Genomic DNA, 17,649 nt, shown 5'->3' on the forward strand with positions numbered 1-17,649 from the left:
GTGGGGCCACGATCAACACATGAAACGGCGATGGAAAATAGCGATTGGCGGTGCCGCACTTCTCGGCATCGCCGCTCTTGCGACGGTCAGCCTTGACTGGCTTGACCGCGCTTTTCCTCCTCCCTTGCCTGAACGTCTGACGATATCCACGGAAGTGATGGATCGCGATGGCGAATTGTTGCGCGCTTATGCGACACCAGACGGCTATTGGCGTCTCAACACGCGCATTGAAGATGTCGATCCGAAATTCGTGAAAATGCTGATCGCCTATGAGGATAAGCGTTTCTACGATCACAGCGGTATCGATCTTTGGGCCTTAGCGCGTGCAGCGGTGCAGCTTGCTGGTAACCAGCGTATTGTGTCTGGTGGCTCTACCCTCTCGATGCAGCTCGCCCGGCTGATAGAACCACGCGAAAGCCGCAGCTTCGGCTCCAAATTCCGTCAGCTTGCCCGTGCCGTGCAGATTGAGCGCCGTCTGAGTAAAGACCAGATATTGGAGCGCTATCTGACGCTCGCCCCCTATGGCGGCAATCTGGAAGGCGTGCGCTCGGCATCGCTTGCCTATTTCGGCAAGGAACCACTGAGGCTCAGCACATCAGAAGCCGCAATGTTGGTCGCTTTGCCGCAATTGCCAGAACGTCGCCGCCCGGACCGCGCCGCGAGCACTGCACGCGCAGCGCGTGATCGCGTTTTGACGCGAATGGTTCAGGCCGATGTCCTGACCACCGACGAAGCCGAACGGGGCAAACGTGAGACAATCTCCGCCACCCGTCATGCTCTGCCAGCACTTGCTGCTCACTTTGCTGATCTGGCGCTCAAAAAAGCACCGACCGAAGCGCGACACAAGCTGACCTTGAAGAAATCCGTCCAGCGTGGGCTTGAAGCTTCGGCCCGAGAAGCCGCATCAAAACTGGGACCGAAAGTGTCGGTGGCGATGGTGCTGGCCGATAGCCGCAACGGCAATATTCTCGGCGAAGTGGGATCGGCGAATTATTTCGATGGCAGACGGCAAGGCTGGATCGACATGACGCGTGCCGTGCGTTCACCCGGATCGACGCTCAAGCCGTTTATCTATGGGCTTGCCTTCGAACAGGGCATGATCGCGCAGGAAACCATTATCGAAGACCGCCCGCAGGACTTTGCCGGTTATCGACCGCGCAATTTCGATATGAGCTATCAGGGCGATGTCAGCATCCGACAAGCGCTGCAAATGTCGCTGAATGTCCCAACTGTCAGCCTGTTGGACGCCATTGGTCCTGCCCGTTTGACCACGCGGTTCCGGCAGGCGGGCATCAATCTGCAACTGCCGAAGAACGAAGCGCCCGGTCTCGCTATCGGGCTCGGCGGCGCCGGGATCAGCCTGCGCGATCTGGTGCAGCTTTATACCGGGCTTGCCAATGGCGGACGTGGCGCCGCCTTGCGTGACGGAACCGAAACGGCTGAGCCGACACAACCCTCCGGCCCCATTCTCACCGAACAGGCGTCATGGCAGATCGGAGATATTCTGGCAGGTGTCGTGCCGCCACAAGGTGCACCGCGCCGCGGCCTCGCCTACAAGACCGGCACATCCTATGGATATCGCGATGCGTGGTCTGTCGGCTATGACGGACGTTATGTTCTCGGCGTCTGGGTTGGACGCGCCGATGGCGGCTCCGTGCCGGGCCTTGCCGGTTATGCATCTGCCGCACCGATCCTGTTCGATGCATTCGTCAAGTCGGGCGTGGTCTCAGTGCCATTGCCGCGCGCGCCAGCCGGAGCATTCCGAACAGCACGTGCCGACCTGCCGGTAACGCAAACGCGTTTTTCATCGGCCAGCGATCCGCTCCCGGTGTTGAAGGCATCCACGGAACCCGCACCGCGCATTATCTTTCCGCCGGATGGCGCACATGTGGACTTGAAGGCGCTAACTGAAACCGCCTCGCCGCTCGTGCTAAAATTGCAGGGTGGCCGCGCACCGTTTCGATGGCTCGCCAACGGCAAGCCCGTCGCAGAATCTGAACGCCGCCGCACCGCCACCTGGCAACCGGACGGTACGGGCTATTCAACCCTGACCGTCATCGATGCCGCAGGCCGTGCGGCAAGCGTCAAGATTTTCGTTGAGTAATGTCTATTGCGCGGCTTCCGAAATGGGCTCGCTCATCACGGCTTTCTTTTCCAGCGACATGACCTTCAGATTGCCGGAAAACAATATGCCGGAGATCGGCAAAACCGGTTCAGCTGGCAGTTCATCCTGACGAACACTGTCTTTCGGAACGTGCAGCTTGTGTTCCACATCGCTATCCGCACTGGAAAGCGTCAACGCCACGTTGCCCCGCGCATCAAGCAGACTGGCACCATAGAGAAACTCGAAGCTAAGCATTGAGGCGAGGAACTTGTACGTTCCATCACGCACGCCGCCTTTCATCATGGCAGCGCGGTGCAACTCATCGCCGATGCGCACATCAAGCGGTGACGTGCGTGGATCACAGACATAGCCAACCGCCAGCAACTGGCCATTATCAACCTCAAAGCGCATTCGGTCAGTGCCAAGGTCAATTGCCGAAATCGAAAAGCGACGATTGCTATATTCCACCGGCGTCCGTCCCAGCCGCTTGCATAGCTGCACACCGCTGAGCGCGCGCGCATTGGCGAAGTGGTCAGGATCGATGGCAAAGGGAAGCGCCTTCGGGCGATGGGCGGTGGACAGCGCCGGTTCCAGCACATCGGCAATCAGATTGGCAACGATAGTTGTACTGATAGGACGCGCATAATGCCCCTGATCGAGATAGAAAGACGGGTTGGTCACGGCATCGCGGCCATATTGCTGCATCAGCATGCGCGAAACATCGGCGCAGATCGTGCCATACCATTGCGAGATATAATTGATGCCCGCGTCGATGGACGGAACCGAGTTCAGGAACGACCCGTTGCGCGCGCCGAAAACAAGCGTTGCGATCCGCAGATTTGGATTACGCTCCAGCGCGTAGCGAATGATCCCCTCATAGAACCGCGCCCAATGCCGGAAGGGCCTGCGCTCGTCGCCATAAACGAACGCATCATTGATCGCATATTCGATCAGCAGCAATTCGCAGTCTTCAAGCTGCTCGAAAATCTTCAGCTGGTAGAGCCCGAATGCGCTCGTCGTACCACCGACAGCGAGATCGGCCACGATATCCAGCTCCACCCCGCGACGCGCCATGGTCGAAAGCAGGGTCGGCAGATAGCCGGGCAGCATGACGGTGTTGGAACCGCCAATGATTACAGTCTTGAGTTTCATTTCGTCACCGTTGCGGCCTGGCCTGCCGGGGTCAGAGCCCCGCAACGCCAGACGCCGTAAGTTCCCTCATCCCAATCGAAATAATAAGCGGCCGCGATCTGGCCGCTATCCATCATCTGACGGAAGCGTTCCCGCGCCTTCTCGACCAGTTGCTGGCGATTATTGTCATCTGCCGGGCAGGCCTTGGATTTGTTGGCAAAGCCCCATTCGGTAATCCAGCATGGCTTTCCATCGGCACCGCCGCAGAAAGAAAGCGCCTTGTTGACATGTTTGGCGCGCGCGGCACGCGTCCCGCTGCTACCGGGATAAATGTGGATGCCATAGCCATCAGCCACGGTATCGAGACCATGTTTTTTCAGAAGATCGGTGAAGGCTTCCGGATCGACCGTATCGATCCCGCGCCGATCCGCATCGGCAAAGGGGATGTCCGACAGCCCCGCCGAAACCACCTTGGCGTTTGCGTTGAGCTTGGTCTTCACCAGTTCAGTACGAACAGCGCGCAGCAATTCGACATATTTCTCCGCGCCCTTCTCCACGAGGGGCAGTTCTCCCATTTCACTCAACGAGCGAGCAGTCTTCGTCTTTTCGCTCGGCAAAATAGCCAGATCGCCATTATAGGCACCCCAGTTGATTTCATTGCCGGTTTCGACGCCGATCAGCTTCACGCCAAGCGCATCGATCTTTTGAAGCGCATCACCAATCGCTGTCTGGAAACGTTTCGGATCAATGTCCGATAGCCGGTACATGTCCCAGATCCGGCCTCGCCCTGAACGGGGCTTGGTGCCTTCCGGATAAAAATCCACATTGTTCAGCGAGACTTCCAGCAAGACGGCCAGCTTCTTTTCATGCGCAACCCGCACCGCATCGATGCTCTGTTCGATGGGCCGCGTCAGTGAAAGCCGCACAGCGACGACGCCATTCTTCACCATCTGGTCGAAAATCTGTTCGCGCTCTGCGGCGGGCAACCAGGCCATGTTGACCCGGTTGACGCCGAAACGCGTATCGGCCAGAGCACCGTTCGGCATTATGCCAAGCAGGACAACACCCAAACGCGCTGCGATTGCCCGTTTCCTGCCCCCGGTGCTCATGACCGTCAGTTTCATCGTATGCCGATATCCTTCAACGCGCCGTTGAAATTGGCTTCGCATTCCGAATAGCGATTGATAGCGGCAGGTACGTCTATCTTCGAAAGGAAGTCGCGCAGAAAAGCCTTCTTCTGCGGTTCACGATTCCAGACGCTGGCATCGATATGCGGAAAGCCGACAAAGCCCAGCATTTCACGCATACGATCATCAACGGCGATCATCAGCCCCGGAATGCCGGACTGCATGCCGATAATCGTGCCGTGGAAGCGGCGGCTCAGGCCGAAATCCTGACTGGAAATCCAGCTTCGCCATTTGTGCGTATCGAAGAACACCAGCAACTCGTTCTTGCGCTGCCATTTTTCCATATGCTTGTAATCGACGGGTGCAGTGATACGGCTTGCCGCCTGATCATAGGCTTCGGAATGGTCTTCGCCGGCCATGTTCATATTGTAGACGATCACTTCGTCCTGAATGACATAGCTTGCGACACTGTCCTTTTCGAGCAGTGCATGCGCATCCACAATCGTATCGGCAACGCTGCCCAGATAGCCGCCGAAGGAGATTTTCTGCGCGTCAGCGAGGCTTGGATCGGCAAGACGGCTCAGCGAGCGTTTCATCTGATCCGGCGCGTAATAGAGCGATGGACAGCCGGTCGGACGGACATATTTCATGCCCGCATCCTTGAGGAATTCCGCCGTGAAATGACCACGCGTCAGGAAGAAGCTCTCCTTGCGGCGCAGAATTTCAAGGAAGCGGCGTGTGCCTTCCGGCAGCTCTTCCTTCAGATTTTCCTTTTTCTGAATGCCGATGCCCATGACGACAATCGGCATGTTCAGCTTTTCGAAGACGAAGGATTCAGTCGTTGCCGCATAGCCCGGACGCAAGAGATTGGCCGAGGCGAATAGGCACAGATCAAAGCTCTCATTGAGCTTCGCATAGGTGTCCGGCGAATTGAGGCTGTTGGCGAGATGCCAGAACGGAACATAGGTCACGTCGTGGCCGCGCACGGCGTTGGCAGCGCCCTCGCCGATGAGATAATTGCCCGTATTGGCAATCTTCTTGACCTGATCGATCACATCCTTCTTCGTGCGGATAGGTTCGAAATAGGGGCGATGCTTCACGCTCGCCCCGGAAACGCTTTCGACGGTCCGCATCAAATATGACGGAATGCCGGTAATCATTATGCGCATGATGATCCATCTTCGCTGGAGTTATGAGAGGGCTTCTTGGATCGGGAGTTATCCAATGCCGATTTCTGAAAGGGCGCTTCGGAAATTGCGTTCGCGGTCCGAATATTTTTCGATCACGTCGGGGATGTTCATCGCCGCAATATGATCGCTCACAAATGCGCGCCGGTCGTTGGCGGCGTTGAGATCGCGGGCGTCGATCTTTGGCAGACCGGAGAAATTCAGCATTTCGCGCATGCGATCATCGACGGCCACCATCAGGCTCGGCACACCGGCCTGCATGGAAATGACATTGCCGTGGAAGCGGCGACCGAAGGAGAAATCCATGGTCGAGCACCAGGCGCGCCATTGATTGGTGTCGAGAAAAGCGTGAACGCTGATCTTCTTCTTGAGATCGCCGGATCCTTTATAGGTGAGCGGCCCGACCAGCTCGCCCGTCGTTGAATCGTAGGCGCGACCATTGGTGTCAGGCTCAAGCTGCATGTCGAAATGCAGAAGCTCATCCTGCACGACATAGGCCGAGCGTCCATCATCGGAGCTCAGCGCATTCATGTCGCCGATGGTTTCCAGCTCGGCGCCCATATAGCCGGTAAAGACGGTGCGGCCCTCGCCCACCTTCACATCCGGCAGGCGGCTGATCGCCTTGCGCATATTGTCGGGACGGAAATAGAGCGAAGGGCAGCCAACCGGGCGGACATAGGAAAAGCCCTGATCACGCAGAAAACCGGCAGCGTTTTCGCCGCGCGTGAGGAAATAATGCTCACGGGATTTAAGCACGTCCAGAAGCTTCTTCGTACCGGCCGGCAGACCGTCTTCGCCTTCAATATCCGGGCGGTTCTGGATGCCGATGCCGAGCATCACCACCGGCATGTCCAGTTTGGACAAAACCAGAGCTTCCGCATCCGCAGACAGGCCCTTGCGCAGAAGATTGGCGCAGGTAAACACGCAGATGTCGAATTCCTTGTTGATCTCTTCCAGACCCGCACCATTATTGACGCAGTTATAGAGATGCCAGAACGGAATATGCTTTGCTGATGGCAGAAGGGCAGTCATTGCGCCCTCTCCGATCAGATAATTACCCGTATTACTGATGTTCTTCAGTTCCTGGATAAAGTTTTCCTTGGATTCCGGTACGCGTTGTTTTTCCGAATAATAAACCTGCGCTTTTTCCGCGCGCTGGATAAGGCGGGTCAAATGGCTTGGGATGCCCGTGACTAGAATTCGTGGGTTGGCTGGGCGGCTCATAGGTCGACCTTTCTGGTATAATCAGGCAACTGCGCGGCCGGGGAGAACGGCAATCGCGCTGGCATCGTCTGCAACGTCCGGCTGGGAAGACCGGGATTTCGGATAGACAGGGCTGATTTCATTGGCCCAATCCGTGAAGTCGGAGAATGCTGCGCTCCATGTGCGGTGCGCTGCCGAGGCAAGAGCGCCTTCAGCCGTGCGCATCAGCGCATCATTGTCCTGCGCAAGAATGGTCAGGATGCGCGTCATGTCGGCAACGATCTGTGCATCATTGCCATTGCGGATCAGGATGCCGTCGCGGCCATGATTGATAAGTTCATCAACCGCACCAACCGCTGTTGCCACCGGCACACAGCCAAGCTGCTGTGCTTCGGCAATCATCAATGGCGCACCTTCCCAACGAGAAGGCATCAAAAGCACATCGGCCCAGGCAAGATGGTTCGCGATATCCTTGCCGTCAAAGACCGGGGGCGACACACGGACACCTGCTTCCTGCAGCTTCGTCAACCAGGATGCGCTCGGATCATCAGAGAGAATCTCCCCACCAATCGCCTGCGCATCGAAGGAGATACCCTGCTCTCTGAGCTTCATGATCGCGTCATGCAGCCGGTCGATGCCTTTCTGGCGGTCGAGGCGGCCCATATAAAGGATGCGCATTGGTCGGCCTTTTCGGCCTTCCTTGCGGGCAGCCGTCACCTGCGCGCGCTGCTTTGCATCGATGGAGAAGCTTGCTCCGTTCGGCACCGAGAAGACTTTCTCGAACGGTACGCCAAAACTGTGCAGATAGATTTTCAGCTGATCTGAACAGGTGAGAAACGCATCATAGGCATGTTCGAAAGCGATGGCTGCATAGGGTTGTCCAGCCTGACGGCGGAAGACCGTTTCGTCCACCACATGGAGATAACAGGCCGTGCGCGTTCCTTCGGATCGCAGCTTGCCCATAAGCGGATGCGCCGCCATGACGTGGTTGTTCACGACGAGATCGAAGCCCGAAAGCTGACCGCGCAATATGCTCCAGTCGAGCGGATGATCCTCGGTGATGAAATCCTGCCCAAGGAAGCGATTTGTATCGCCCCAGGCCGGAATGCCATCCTTCCAGAAATGGAGATAATCAAAGGACTGGTCGAACTCGTCCAGCACATCCATACGTTCATTGCCGAGAACAAAGAGATGGGTTTCAAAACCCTGATTCTTCAGTTCACGACCTGCGGCATAGGCCACCTTTTCCGCGCCGCCAAACGATGCATTCGGCACCAGAACGGCAGCCGTTTTTTTCTTCGCGGTATTATGTGCGAGCGGCAGGACAGGCCCACCACCAAGCTCGTCGCGCAGCACCTGATACATTTCCGACAAAGCGGGCAAGCGGCGCGGACGCCACGTCCAGCGCATGGCCGCGCTCTGCTTCAGCGGGCTTGTGGCGATCGACGTGACCAGATTCAGCATGGATTGCTCCGGTCGCGACAAGGCGCGACGCTGGCGTACCCGCGGGAACGGAAAGCGCACTTTCATGCGCGCCGATGTGGGCCACAATTGCTGTGTGCCCAGCGATGCGAACCAATTGAGCGCATCGTTTTCGATGATCTCGCGGATCAGCCGGGTCGACACGAAAATCAGATCGGCATGCGGTTGCCGTGTGCCGGACGGCATGATTTCGGTATCAATCCGCCGCTCGTTTTCAACATTCGTCAGTTCTACGAAAACGATGTTGGCCTGCTCAGAGAGCTTTTCCAGTCGCGACAGAATGTTCGGGAACAGACGCGAGCGCGCCAGCAATTTCAGGGTCTCGGTGTTGGATGAAGCGAGAAAGGGCGGGAAGTGGAAATTGTCGGGTTCCGACACACTGCCCCAGAACGCCCGGATCGCATCGTCAAACTTGAGATCAGTCGCGCCAAGGCTCGGGTCAGTGAAGAAACTGACCGTCCCCTCGCCTGCGCGAATGACGCCATAGCGCGGGCATTCCTCGTGCTCGAAACCGACCAATGTCGGGCGACGGAACAGCGCCTTATGTCGCTTGCGCAGAAAGTTGATCGAACCGGAACGGTCGCGATTGGCTTCCTTGAAGCGGCTTTCAGCACGCAGACGATATTCGAAGCCGGTGTCATGGCACGGCGTACCGACAAAGCCAGCTTCAATGGCTGAAAGCCAGAATTCCCAGTCTTCAAAACCGTTCTGGCGGTCATCATCGAAGCGGACACCGCTGCGGAATACATCCGCTGAAATCATCGAGCCGGTATCGCAAATATTGTCCGTGATACAGTGGATGAGACGCGAATAGCTGTCGCCATAATGGGCGCGCCAGTTAACCGAGAACGTGTCGATATTCGTGTAGACCCAGCCCGCATTCGACGCGAGAAGCTTACGATAAAGCGTATCGATGGTGTGCGGCTGCACACGGTTGTCGGCATCGACAAAGTAGACCGCTTTCACGTCCGGCATCTCTTCGAGAATATAATCGACAGCGCGGTTACGCGCCCCGCCCGGCCCTGCATTTTCGCCGAAGATCACATGGATATTCGGATGCGCTGCGGAATAGAGCGCCAGGCTGTCGAACACTTCGCGTCGCGGATCACCGTCCACCGACACCACGATCTGCGTGCGGAACACGGTCTGCGATGTGAGGATCGATTCCAGCGCTTCAAGCGCCAGCGCCGCATGTCCGTAGAGCGGCATGGCGACGACGATCAAATCCTTCGATCTATCGTACATTCGCGGCCTCTTTCAGTCCCTCTTGGGCGGGACTGGTTTCGACATGCTTGACGAGGCGGAAGTTGAACACTTTCAACCAGGAGAAATCGACTGACTCTCCGGCGGCCCTGCTCAACACAACCAGATCCATGGTACGGTCGATTGGCTCTTCGAGCATGAAGTTGATGTCGATGGGGCGATTGGGCGCCACTTCCGACCAGCCGCTGAACAGAACCTGCGAACGTCGCCTGTCCATGGAAGCCAGCGCGCCGATTTCTTCCTGCGCATCGGACGCCAGATTGACAAGCAGCAGACCGACCGCACAGGGCTGGCCTTCCGGATGATCAATCACAGCACGGGCTGAAATCCGCACGGTTCCCGGTGCAACCACGCGGCGGATAGCCGCCGCGGTGATGCCCTCTTCAAGCGGGTGGCAACCGATGGCGTCTTCATGCTCCAGAAAACGAACCGTCGGGAAATCCGGCGTGAGCGGCGTTACCGACACATTGGTGACGTTGCGCAGCAGCTCTATCGGCAGACGATAATCATCCACCTTGCGACCGTTAATCATCGAGGTCGGCACGATGGCATTTGGCAGCGATGCCGGACGCACGCCCGGCAGACCGGTAAAGATTCTCAGTGCCAGCGGGCGCATGTCGAGATCGGCGTGCGGAATGCGGGCACGCGCAGCGTAGCGCTCATTGGCGATCACATTGCCCAGCGACAATTCCGGCGGAACACCGCCCGTCGCCGAAATACGCAGCCGCAAGGTGCGATGGCTGCCGTCGCAGGCTTTTGGGAGCGAGAAGAAATTCCACTCCGAATGCAGCGTGCCATAAGGCACCAGCCATTCGGCAATGCCCTCGCCATTTTCGAGATAATCCAGCGTGACAATCAGCTGACCATTGCGGTTGGCGGGCAGATCGCGGAAATGCAGCGCAAAGCCCGACACGGCATAGCTCGAAACCGGAAAAAGCTGCTCGATTTCAGATTCGCGCAGCAGGCGCGCAAAGCCTTCATCCTTCGGGTCCACCAAAGGCGCGTGGCTGAATATCTCGGTCGACGAATCCCAATTGCGCGCATGAAAGGCATCTTCGATGGCGCGATAATTTTCGAACATCGTTTCGCGTTCGCGGCGCAGCATGGCAAGTTCCGCGTGCACCTTGCTGACATGCCCGACAAGGCGGTCCAGACTGCTTTCCAGCAACTGGGTCACCAGCATGGGCACGGTTTCCGGCCCGGCCTCATCAACGCGCACGACCGGCACTTCCGGTATGGTGCGCATGCGATAAAGCTGCTGCAGGATCGTGTTCAGTTCGTGTGCGCCTTCATCAGAAGCGGCTACCGCAATGAGCGGAAATGTATTCGCCAGACGCAGACGCTTGCCGTCGCCTTCAACGAAAGCAGTCACGTCGCCCAGAGAAGTCGCTTCCAGCGCTTCACGATCACGCATCGAAGCAATGGCATAGCGGCGGTTCTTCCGCCCCGAGATCGCAGGAAGTGGTGTGCTCAACATAATCGTCCATTGTCTGATGGCCGATTGGGAGGTTCGGCCTACAAGTACAATGAGAAAATACAGACCATGTATTGTCAACAGTGATATAGCGTCAACTATATGATAATATTGCGAATAATTGAAAATGGTTTAATTCAAAATTTGAAACAATATGCAGATATATTCACTATACCTCGTAAACACGCAGAATTGCGGGCTATTATATTATAATACAGGCACTTGAATGCCCGATTGTCGCCACATACTGCTCATCGGACATTCAATACTGCATCGATCAACGTTTTTTGCTGACGTAAACATTCCGACAACCGAAAGCGATTTTCGATGGTTCGCCGCGCCGCCGCCCGCATCTGGAGGCAGGCATCGGGGTCGGCGAGAACGTCCAGCACCGTTTGAGCCAGCACATCCGTGTCATAAAATGGAACAAGCAGGCCGTTCTGACCGGCGCGGATCACCTCGCGCACTGGCGGCGTGTCGGAGCCGATGATCAGCGCGCCGCACGCCATTGCCTCGATCACCGACCAGGACAGCACGAACGGATAGGTCAGATAGATATGCGCCGTCGATATCTGGTAAAGCTTGCGCAAATCCGCATGCGGGATGGAGCCCAGAAACACCACCCTGTCGGGCGGCAGCTCGTGATCGCGCAAAAGATGCTCCCGCCAGGACCCGCCACCGGGTGGAGGCGTGCCATAACTGACACCGTCTCCGCCGACGAAGACGAAGATGGCATCCTTGTTCTGGCGGATGACTTTCGCCGCCGCTTCCAGCACTTGCGGAAAGCCCCGATAGGGTTCGAGATCGCGCGCCACAAAGGTGATCACGCGCGATTCTCCAGCCTTCAAAACACGACCATCCGGCAGCTGTAAGGATGCGTGACGGTCCGGATAGAAAACCTTCGTGTCGACGCCCTCATGCACGACGGCGATGCGATTCTGCGCCGCCTTCGGATAAAGGCTCTTCTGCCAGTGTGTTGGACTAAAACCGCCATCCATGCTTTCGAGCGTTACGAGCTGCGCCATATTTCTAAGCCGCAGTCGCTTACGCATCTCAACATCAGGCTTGTCATCGGGCGCAAAGCCGACATCCGCACCATGCGCCCGATAGAAAAATTCGCAATAGCCAAGCGCCGGCGTCGAGGGCAGCACGTCCTTGACGAACATCATGCTGCCCCAGCCGATATGACCTATGACTATGTCCGGCGGTTGACCGTGCCGCGCCATCGATTCAAGCGTTTCGGCGACACGGTAACCGATCCGGGTATGATGATCCGGAACCTCGAGATATCTGGCCATCGCACCATCGGTGCGAGGACCAGATTCAACTCTGTGGCGAATGACACGGACCGCAGGGAGGCGACGGTCCACCGTCTCGCAAATCAGGCTTACATCATGTCCGCTTTCAGCCAGATGCCCGGCCAAAGCAGCGAACTGCCCAAATCCACGTCTGTGCACAAAAGCTATATGCATGTCACAAAACGTGTAGGTTTTTTGGTCGATATTCGTCGATCAACATCAAATGCCGTACCGTGCGGCGTTGCCCCACAGCAATTCCAGCCTGTGTAAAGTCTGGTATGCGATTTCGAGATTTCGAAGATCATCGTCATCGCGAGCAAGGATATGATGATAGTCCCTGCTGGCGTTTCTCAGGTTCAGACAAAGGCGTTCGCCCTTGTCTGTCAGACGAATGCGTGCCGACCGCTTGTCTCGCTGCGAGGCAACACGATCAACATAACCGCCATCGGTAAGCTGTTTTAAATAATAGGAAATGTTGGACCCGACATAGTGCCCGCGATCCAGTAGTTCACCCACAGTGAGCTCGACATCGCCAATCGCCATCAGAACAAGCGTCTGTGCCGGGCCAATGTCCTCTACCCCCAACTTGGTCAGCTCCGTCTTCAGGAGGCTCACAAAGCGGCGGTTCACTCGTTCAATCATCCGGGCCAGTTCGAAATGAGTAACTACGACTGTATGGACCGGGTTTCTGCGTTCCTGTTTCTCGGCGGTTACTTCAGGAAAATCAACGGATGAGTATCCGTCAATTGATGTTTCGACTTCCACTCCCTCGTGCAGAAGTTTTTGCATCTTTTACTCTCCATTTTCAATTTTACTTCAAATTTTGAAGAAATTTTCAATTAGATTTTCTTGTCTCCTTTCGCATTTCCCCGCCGTAATAACTTTTTTCCGTCACATTCTAAGCGGTATTACTTGAATAATACTGATAGATGGGTGACTCTCTTTAGGGATATCCACGACCTGTGACCATACCAAGGCAGACCGCGTATGAACGATACTGGCCAAAAGAACCTAAATGGCAAGAGCCCCGCCGGCAAAAAAGCCACCGATGAAGTGGGGATTTCGCCGAAAAGCCTAATTTACAGGGCCCGGCGCGTCTTCCTGTCGGGACTGCTTTATGCGGTGCTTTTGAGTGCCTGTATCAATTTGCTACAACTGACCGTACCGCTCTACATGTTGCAGGTTCATGACCGCGTCCTGAACAGCCGCAGTCTCGACACGCTGACCATGCTGACGATTCTCGCTGTCGGAGCGATGATTGTTTTCGGCGTTCTGGAGTTCATCCGGGCGCTATCATTTCAGGCCATGGGCACCGCGCTGGTGCGCCGTCTTAACCTGGCCGTGTTGACCGCCGCCGTTCAGGCCTCGGTCGATCAGGGGCTGCCGAAAGCGACGCAGACCCTGCGCGACCTGACAGAACTGCGCGGCTTTCTGACCTCACCCGCCATCAATGCGCCGCTTGATGCGGCATGGTCGCCGATCTTTCTCGGCGTATTATTTCTGCTGCATCCGATGCTCGGTGTTATCGGCGTCATTGCGGTCGTCATTCTGGTTGCCTGCGGCCTGTTGACCGACCTCCTGACCCGCAATCTCATTCAGGAAGCCAATCAGGCCAATATCGAAGCGGTGACCAAAATCGGCAGCAGCCTGCGCCATGCCGAAGTCATCGAAGCCATGGGCATGCTGCCTGCCCTCGCCCGTCGCTGGCGCACCGTGCAGATGCAGGCGCTTGAGGTTCTCGACCTTGGCGGCACCCGCGTCAAAGCCCTGTCGTCTATTGCGCGCACGGCGCGTTTTATCATCCAGATTGCATCGCTCGGCATCGGTACGCTGCTTGCCATGCAGCAGGAAATCTCGCCCGGCGCGATGATCGCGACCAGTATCATCATCGGTCGCCTGCTGATGCCATTCGACCGCATCGTGGAGAACTGGCGTCAATGGGTCAGCGCGATAGCGAGCTGGAAGCGTGTTCAGTCTCTGCTGTCCGAAAACCTTGCCGTGCGCCAGACCATGCCGACCCCGCGCCCCAATGGCGATCTGGTTATCGACAAGCTGATTTATGCTGCTCCCGGCGTGGAAGTTCCAATCATCAAGGGCATTTCCTTCTCGATTTCGCCCGGTGAAGTGCTCGGCGTTGTCGGCCCCTCGGCGGCAGGTAAATCCACGCTTGCGCGCCTGCTGATCGGCATCGTCAAGCCCACCTCAGGCGGCGTCTTCCTCGACGGCAATAATGTCTATCTCTGGGAGCGCGGCTCGTTTGGTGAAATCGCCGGTTACCTGCCGCAGTCGGTCTCGCTGCTCGACGGGACTATCAAGGACAATATTGCGCGCATGGGCGACAGCGATCCGCACCGCGTGCTGGAAGCGGCGCGCCTTGCCGACGTGCATGAAATGATCGGGCGCATGCCGCTCGGTTACGACACACCGGTCGGCGACGGACGGCTGACGCTTTCGGGCGGCCAGCGCCAGCGCATCGGGCTTGCGCGCTGCCTCTATAATCGCCCGCGCCTGATCGTACTCGACGAACCCAATTCCAATCTCGATGCCATCGGCGAACGCGCCCTGATGCGCGCCATCGAACACGCACGCGATGATGGCGCCATCGTCATCATGATCGCACATCGCCCAACTATCATGCAGGTTGCCGACAAGCTGCTGGTGCTTGAAAACGGCCGCATCACGCAATTCGGTCCGCGCACCGACGTTGTGGCGTCGCTGACGCCGGGCAACAATAATCCGCAGGCAGGAGCCGTGAACTCATGACCGGAAAATCCGTCATTCCCCGCCGCGTTTCGAATCTGCTCGCGCCGCGTGCAGAATCATCCGACCACAAGGCGCTCACCCGCTTCGGCAGCGTCAAACCAGAATGGGCTTATGATCTGGAGCGCGAAGACAACCAGTCTCCGCTGCGCCGCCTGATCATCGCCGGACTGGCCACCATTGGTGTTGCCTTTGGCGGCTTCTTCGCCTGGGCCTATTCCGCTGAACTTGGTAGTGCCGCCGTTGCCAATGGAACCGTCATCGTCGATTCGAAACGCAAGACCATCAGCCATCTGGAAGGCGGCATCCTCGACCGGCTGCTGGTGCAGGAAGGCGATCTGGTCAAGGTCGGTCAACCGCTTCTCCGTCTCGATGCCACCAAGGCGCGCTCGCAACTGCAATCGCTTGAAAGCCGCCGGATCGGCCTGATCGCCAAACTGGCGCGTCTGAGAGCGGAACAGGCTGGCGAACACCAAATCACCTTCCCGGATAAATTCGAGGAAGGCGGCGAGAATGCAAAAAATGCCATTCGCGCCGAGCAGATATTCTTCGAGAAGCGACAGACGCAAAAGCGAAGCAAGATCGACATTCAGCAGAAAACCATCGAGCAATATACCGAGCAGGCCAAGGCCTCCACGGCACAGATCGCTGCGACCGACCGCCAGATCGCATTGATCGAAGAGCAGCGCAAGGCAATCGCCAGCCTTGTCGAGAAAGGCTTTGCTCAGAAATCCAAACTGACCGAAATCGAGACCCGGCTAAGCCAGCTTGCGGGTGATCGCGGCGAATATACCGGTGACAAGGCCAAGGCCGAGCAGGCCAAGGCGGGCGCAGAATTCGCCCTGTCCGGCATTGAAAGCGACCTCCAATCAGAAATCGCCGGTGAGATCACCACCAGTCAGGTTGAGCTTTCCGACGCGGAAGAACAGATCATCGCCGCGAAAGACGTGATGCGCCGCGTTGAGGTGCTTGCTCCACAGGAAGGCATCATCGCCAATATTCGCCTGCGCACACCGGGTGGTGTCATCTCCCCCGCCGAAGCTATCATGGATATCGTTCCTGAAAACGAGCCGCTTGTGGTGGAAATGAAAGTCAGCCCCAACGATATCGACAGTGTCGCAGTTGGGTCGAATGCGCAGATCAAGCTGACTGCCTATAATCAGCGCTCCATGGCGCCTTTCGACGGCAAACTGACCTATATCGCCGCCGACCAGACCATCGATGACAAGACCAACACGGCCTATTTCGTAGCCCGTGCCGAAATAAATCCGGATTCGCTTGCCGCCAATCCAACGGCCCGTATGTATCCGGGCATGCCTGCGGAAGTCATCATCGTGCATAAGGAACGTCGCGCGATCGACTATATCGTTTCGCCGATCACCGACAGCCTAAACCGCGCCTTCCGTGAAGATTAGAACCTGGTCGCTCGAAGTTTCGAGCGACCAGCAAGCAAGATGTTCCAGAATGGAATTGCCTGGGTTTCTTCCCTGACTGAATCTGGTTCTGGGGAGATTCAAGCTTGGATTTCCATTCGCCGGAGAACGGCGTTTCGCAGTATTCCCTAAAGAAAGATCAGTTTTTCGCATTTTTGAGGCGCCGCGCATTAAAAACGATGCGCGGCGTCATCGCTTTGAAAAATAGGCATTTTCTTGACAATTACGTGACGTTTCAAATTTTGAAGCAATTTGCGCTTAAATATAATCCAAATATAAATTATTATTGATACAAAAGTAATTTCAAAAGAAGTTCACTAAATCGGAATATAAATTTTTCGTAATAAATTGTTACACGCTATTCTTATAATTATACCATTTTCCAATGTTGTATTTATCTAAGATACGTATCAGACTACTACGAGCATAATGGTCGGAGCATTCCGGCTTGTGAAACCCAACGGAACACAAGGAGAAGCAGATGGCCACTCTAGAAGGCGGCGCCTACGACGACGTGTTGTTCGGCTCCCGCTTTGACGATTTCATCCGTGCCCATGGCGGTGATGATCTCGTCTTCGGAGGGGATGGCAATGACACCATCTTCGGTGGGAATGGCAGCGACATTCTTTTCGGCGGTACAGGCGATGACGTCCTGTTCGGCGAGAATGGCAATGACATTCTTTACGGCAATGAAGGAAACGACATCCTGAGCGGCGGCAATGGCAGCGACGTGCTGTTTGGCGGCAATGGAGATGACATTCTCCAGGGCGGCAACGGCAATGACCTGCTCTATGGCGGCGCTCACAACGATATCCTGTATGGCGGCAACGGTAACGACATCCTTGATGGCGGCGCCGGTGACGACATCCTTATCGGTGGTAACGGGAGCGATACGTTCCTCTTCAATGGTGGCGGCGGAAACGACGTCATTCTCGACTTCAATCCTGGCGAGGATATCCTTCAGATTCAGAAGGGCATCAATGGCCTCGACATTTCGTCCGCGGACGATCTTGCCGATCGCGTCACGCAGGTTGGTGGCAATGTCGTTGTCGATCTCGGCAATGGCGACACCGTTACCCTCGTGAACACCAGTGCCGACGACGTACAGTCGCATCCCGACCAGTACTTCACTGTTCACTGATTGAACCAATAATGGCGTGCCCGGCAGCCTCCCGCCGGGCACGTTT

At 56.6% G+C, this 17,649-nt stretch carries 12 protein-coding genes; 4 read left to right on the forward strand and 8 right to left on the reverse strand.

The window, feature by feature from the left end:
* Nucleotides 1-19 precede the first annotated feature (19 nt).
* Nucleotides 20-2,104, forward strand: coding sequence for a penicillin-binding protein 1C (pbpC, locus tag FHW00_RS04255; RefSeq protein WP_078337036.1), 2,085 nt, complete (start codon nucleotides 20-22; stop codon nucleotides 2,102-2,104).
* A gap of 3 nt (nucleotides 2,105-2,107) precedes the next feature.
* On the opposite strand, the gene FHW00_RS04260 is transcribed toward pbpC, so the two are convergent.
* The 8 genes from FHW00_RS04260 to FHW00_RS04295 form a co-directional block, all read right to left on the reverse strand.
* Nucleotides 2,108-3,256 (reverse strand): SGNH/GDSL hydrolase family protein, encoded by a 1,149-nt coding sequence (locus FHW00_RS04260; protein ID WP_078337037.1) that lies wholly within the window; start codon nucleotides 3,254-3,256, stop codon nucleotides 2,108-2,110.
* Nucleotides 3,253-4,359, reverse strand: coding sequence for a glycosyl hydrolase (locus FHW00_RS04265; RefSeq protein ID WP_078337038.1), 1,107 nt, complete (start codon nucleotides 4,357-4,359; stop codon nucleotides 3,253-3,255). Before FHW00_RS04265 ends, FHW00_RS04260 begins: the two co-directional genes overlap by 4 nt.
* On the reverse strand, nucleotides 4,356-5,531 hold the full coding sequence (locus tag FHW00_RS04270) for a polysaccharide pyruvyl transferase family protein (RefSeq protein WP_078337039.1): 1,176 nt from the start codon (nucleotides 5,529-5,531) through the stop codon (nucleotides 4,356-4,358). The genes FHW00_RS04265 and FHW00_RS04270 overlap by 4 nt, the downstream gene beginning before the upstream one ends.
* A 48-nt stretch (nucleotides 5,532-5,579) precedes the next feature.
* Nucleotides 5,580-6,773 (reverse strand): polysaccharide pyruvyl transferase family protein, encoded by a 1,194-nt coding sequence (locus tag FHW00_RS04275; RefSeq protein WP_078337040.1) that lies wholly within the window; start codon nucleotides 6,771-6,773, stop codon nucleotides 5,580-5,582.
* 21 nt (nucleotides 6,774-6,794) lie between these two features.
* Entirely contained in the window at nucleotides 6,795-9,479 is a 2,685-nt protein-coding gene (locus tag FHW00_RS04280; protein ID WP_078337041.1) for a glycosyltransferase, read from the reverse strand.
* On the reverse strand, nucleotides 9,469-10,974 hold the full coding sequence (locus FHW00_RS04285; RefSeq protein ID WP_078337042.1) for a DUF6212 domain-containing protein: 1,506 nt from the start codon (nucleotides 10,972-10,974) through the stop codon (nucleotides 9,469-9,471). Before FHW00_RS04285 ends, FHW00_RS04280 begins: the two co-directional genes overlap by 11 nt.
* Nucleotides 10,975-11,222: 248 nt before the next feature.
* Nucleotides 11,223-12,443 (reverse strand): glycosyltransferase family 4 protein, encoded by a 1,221-nt coding sequence (locus tag FHW00_RS04290; RefSeq protein ID WP_078337043.1) that lies wholly within the window; start codon nucleotides 12,441-12,443, stop codon nucleotides 11,223-11,225.
* A 45-nt stretch (nucleotides 12,444-12,488) separates the two neighbouring features.
* Nucleotides 12,489-13,058 carry a MarR family winged helix-turn-helix transcriptional regulator gene (locus FHW00_RS04295; protein ID WP_078337044.1) on the reverse strand — a complete coding sequence of 190 codons (570 nt, stop codon included), beginning with the start codon at nucleotides 13,056-13,058 and terminating at the stop codon, nucleotides 12,489-12,491.
* Nucleotides 13,059-13,256: 198 nt separating this feature from the next.
* Here FHW00_RS04295 and FHW00_RS04300 point away from each other — a divergent pair, with 198 nt between their 5' ends.
* The 3 genes from FHW00_RS04300 to FHW00_RS04310 all read left to right on the forward strand — a co-directional run bounded on the left by FHW00_RS04300 (nucleotide 13,257) and on the right by FHW00_RS04310 (nucleotide 17,603).
* Nucleotides 13,257-15,032, forward strand: coding sequence for a type I secretion system permease/ATPase (locus tag FHW00_RS04300; RefSeq protein ID WP_078337045.1), 1,776 nt, complete (start codon nucleotides 13,257-13,259; stop codon nucleotides 15,030-15,032).
* Nucleotides 15,029-16,444: an HlyD family type I secretion periplasmic adaptor subunit gene (locus FHW00_RS04305; protein WP_078337046.1), complete on the forward strand. Its 1,416-nt coding sequence runs from the start codon at nucleotides 15,029-15,031 to the stop codon at nucleotides 16,442-16,444. Before FHW00_RS04300 ends, FHW00_RS04305 begins: the two co-directional genes overlap by 4 nt.
* Nucleotides 16,445-16,943: 499 nt before the next feature.
* Nucleotides 16,944-17,603: a calcium-binding protein gene (locus tag FHW00_RS04310; RefSeq protein ID WP_078337048.1), complete on the forward strand. Its 660-nt coding sequence runs from the start codon at nucleotides 16,944-16,946 to the stop codon at nucleotides 17,601-17,603.
* The last annotated feature ends 46 nt before the right edge of the window (nucleotides 17,604-17,649 follow it).

The sequence above is a fragment of the Ochrobactrum sp. P6BSIII genome (assembly GCF_014138065.1).
Classification (GTDB): domain Bacteria; phylum Pseudomonadota; class Alphaproteobacteria; order Rhizobiales; family Rhizobiaceae; genus Brucella.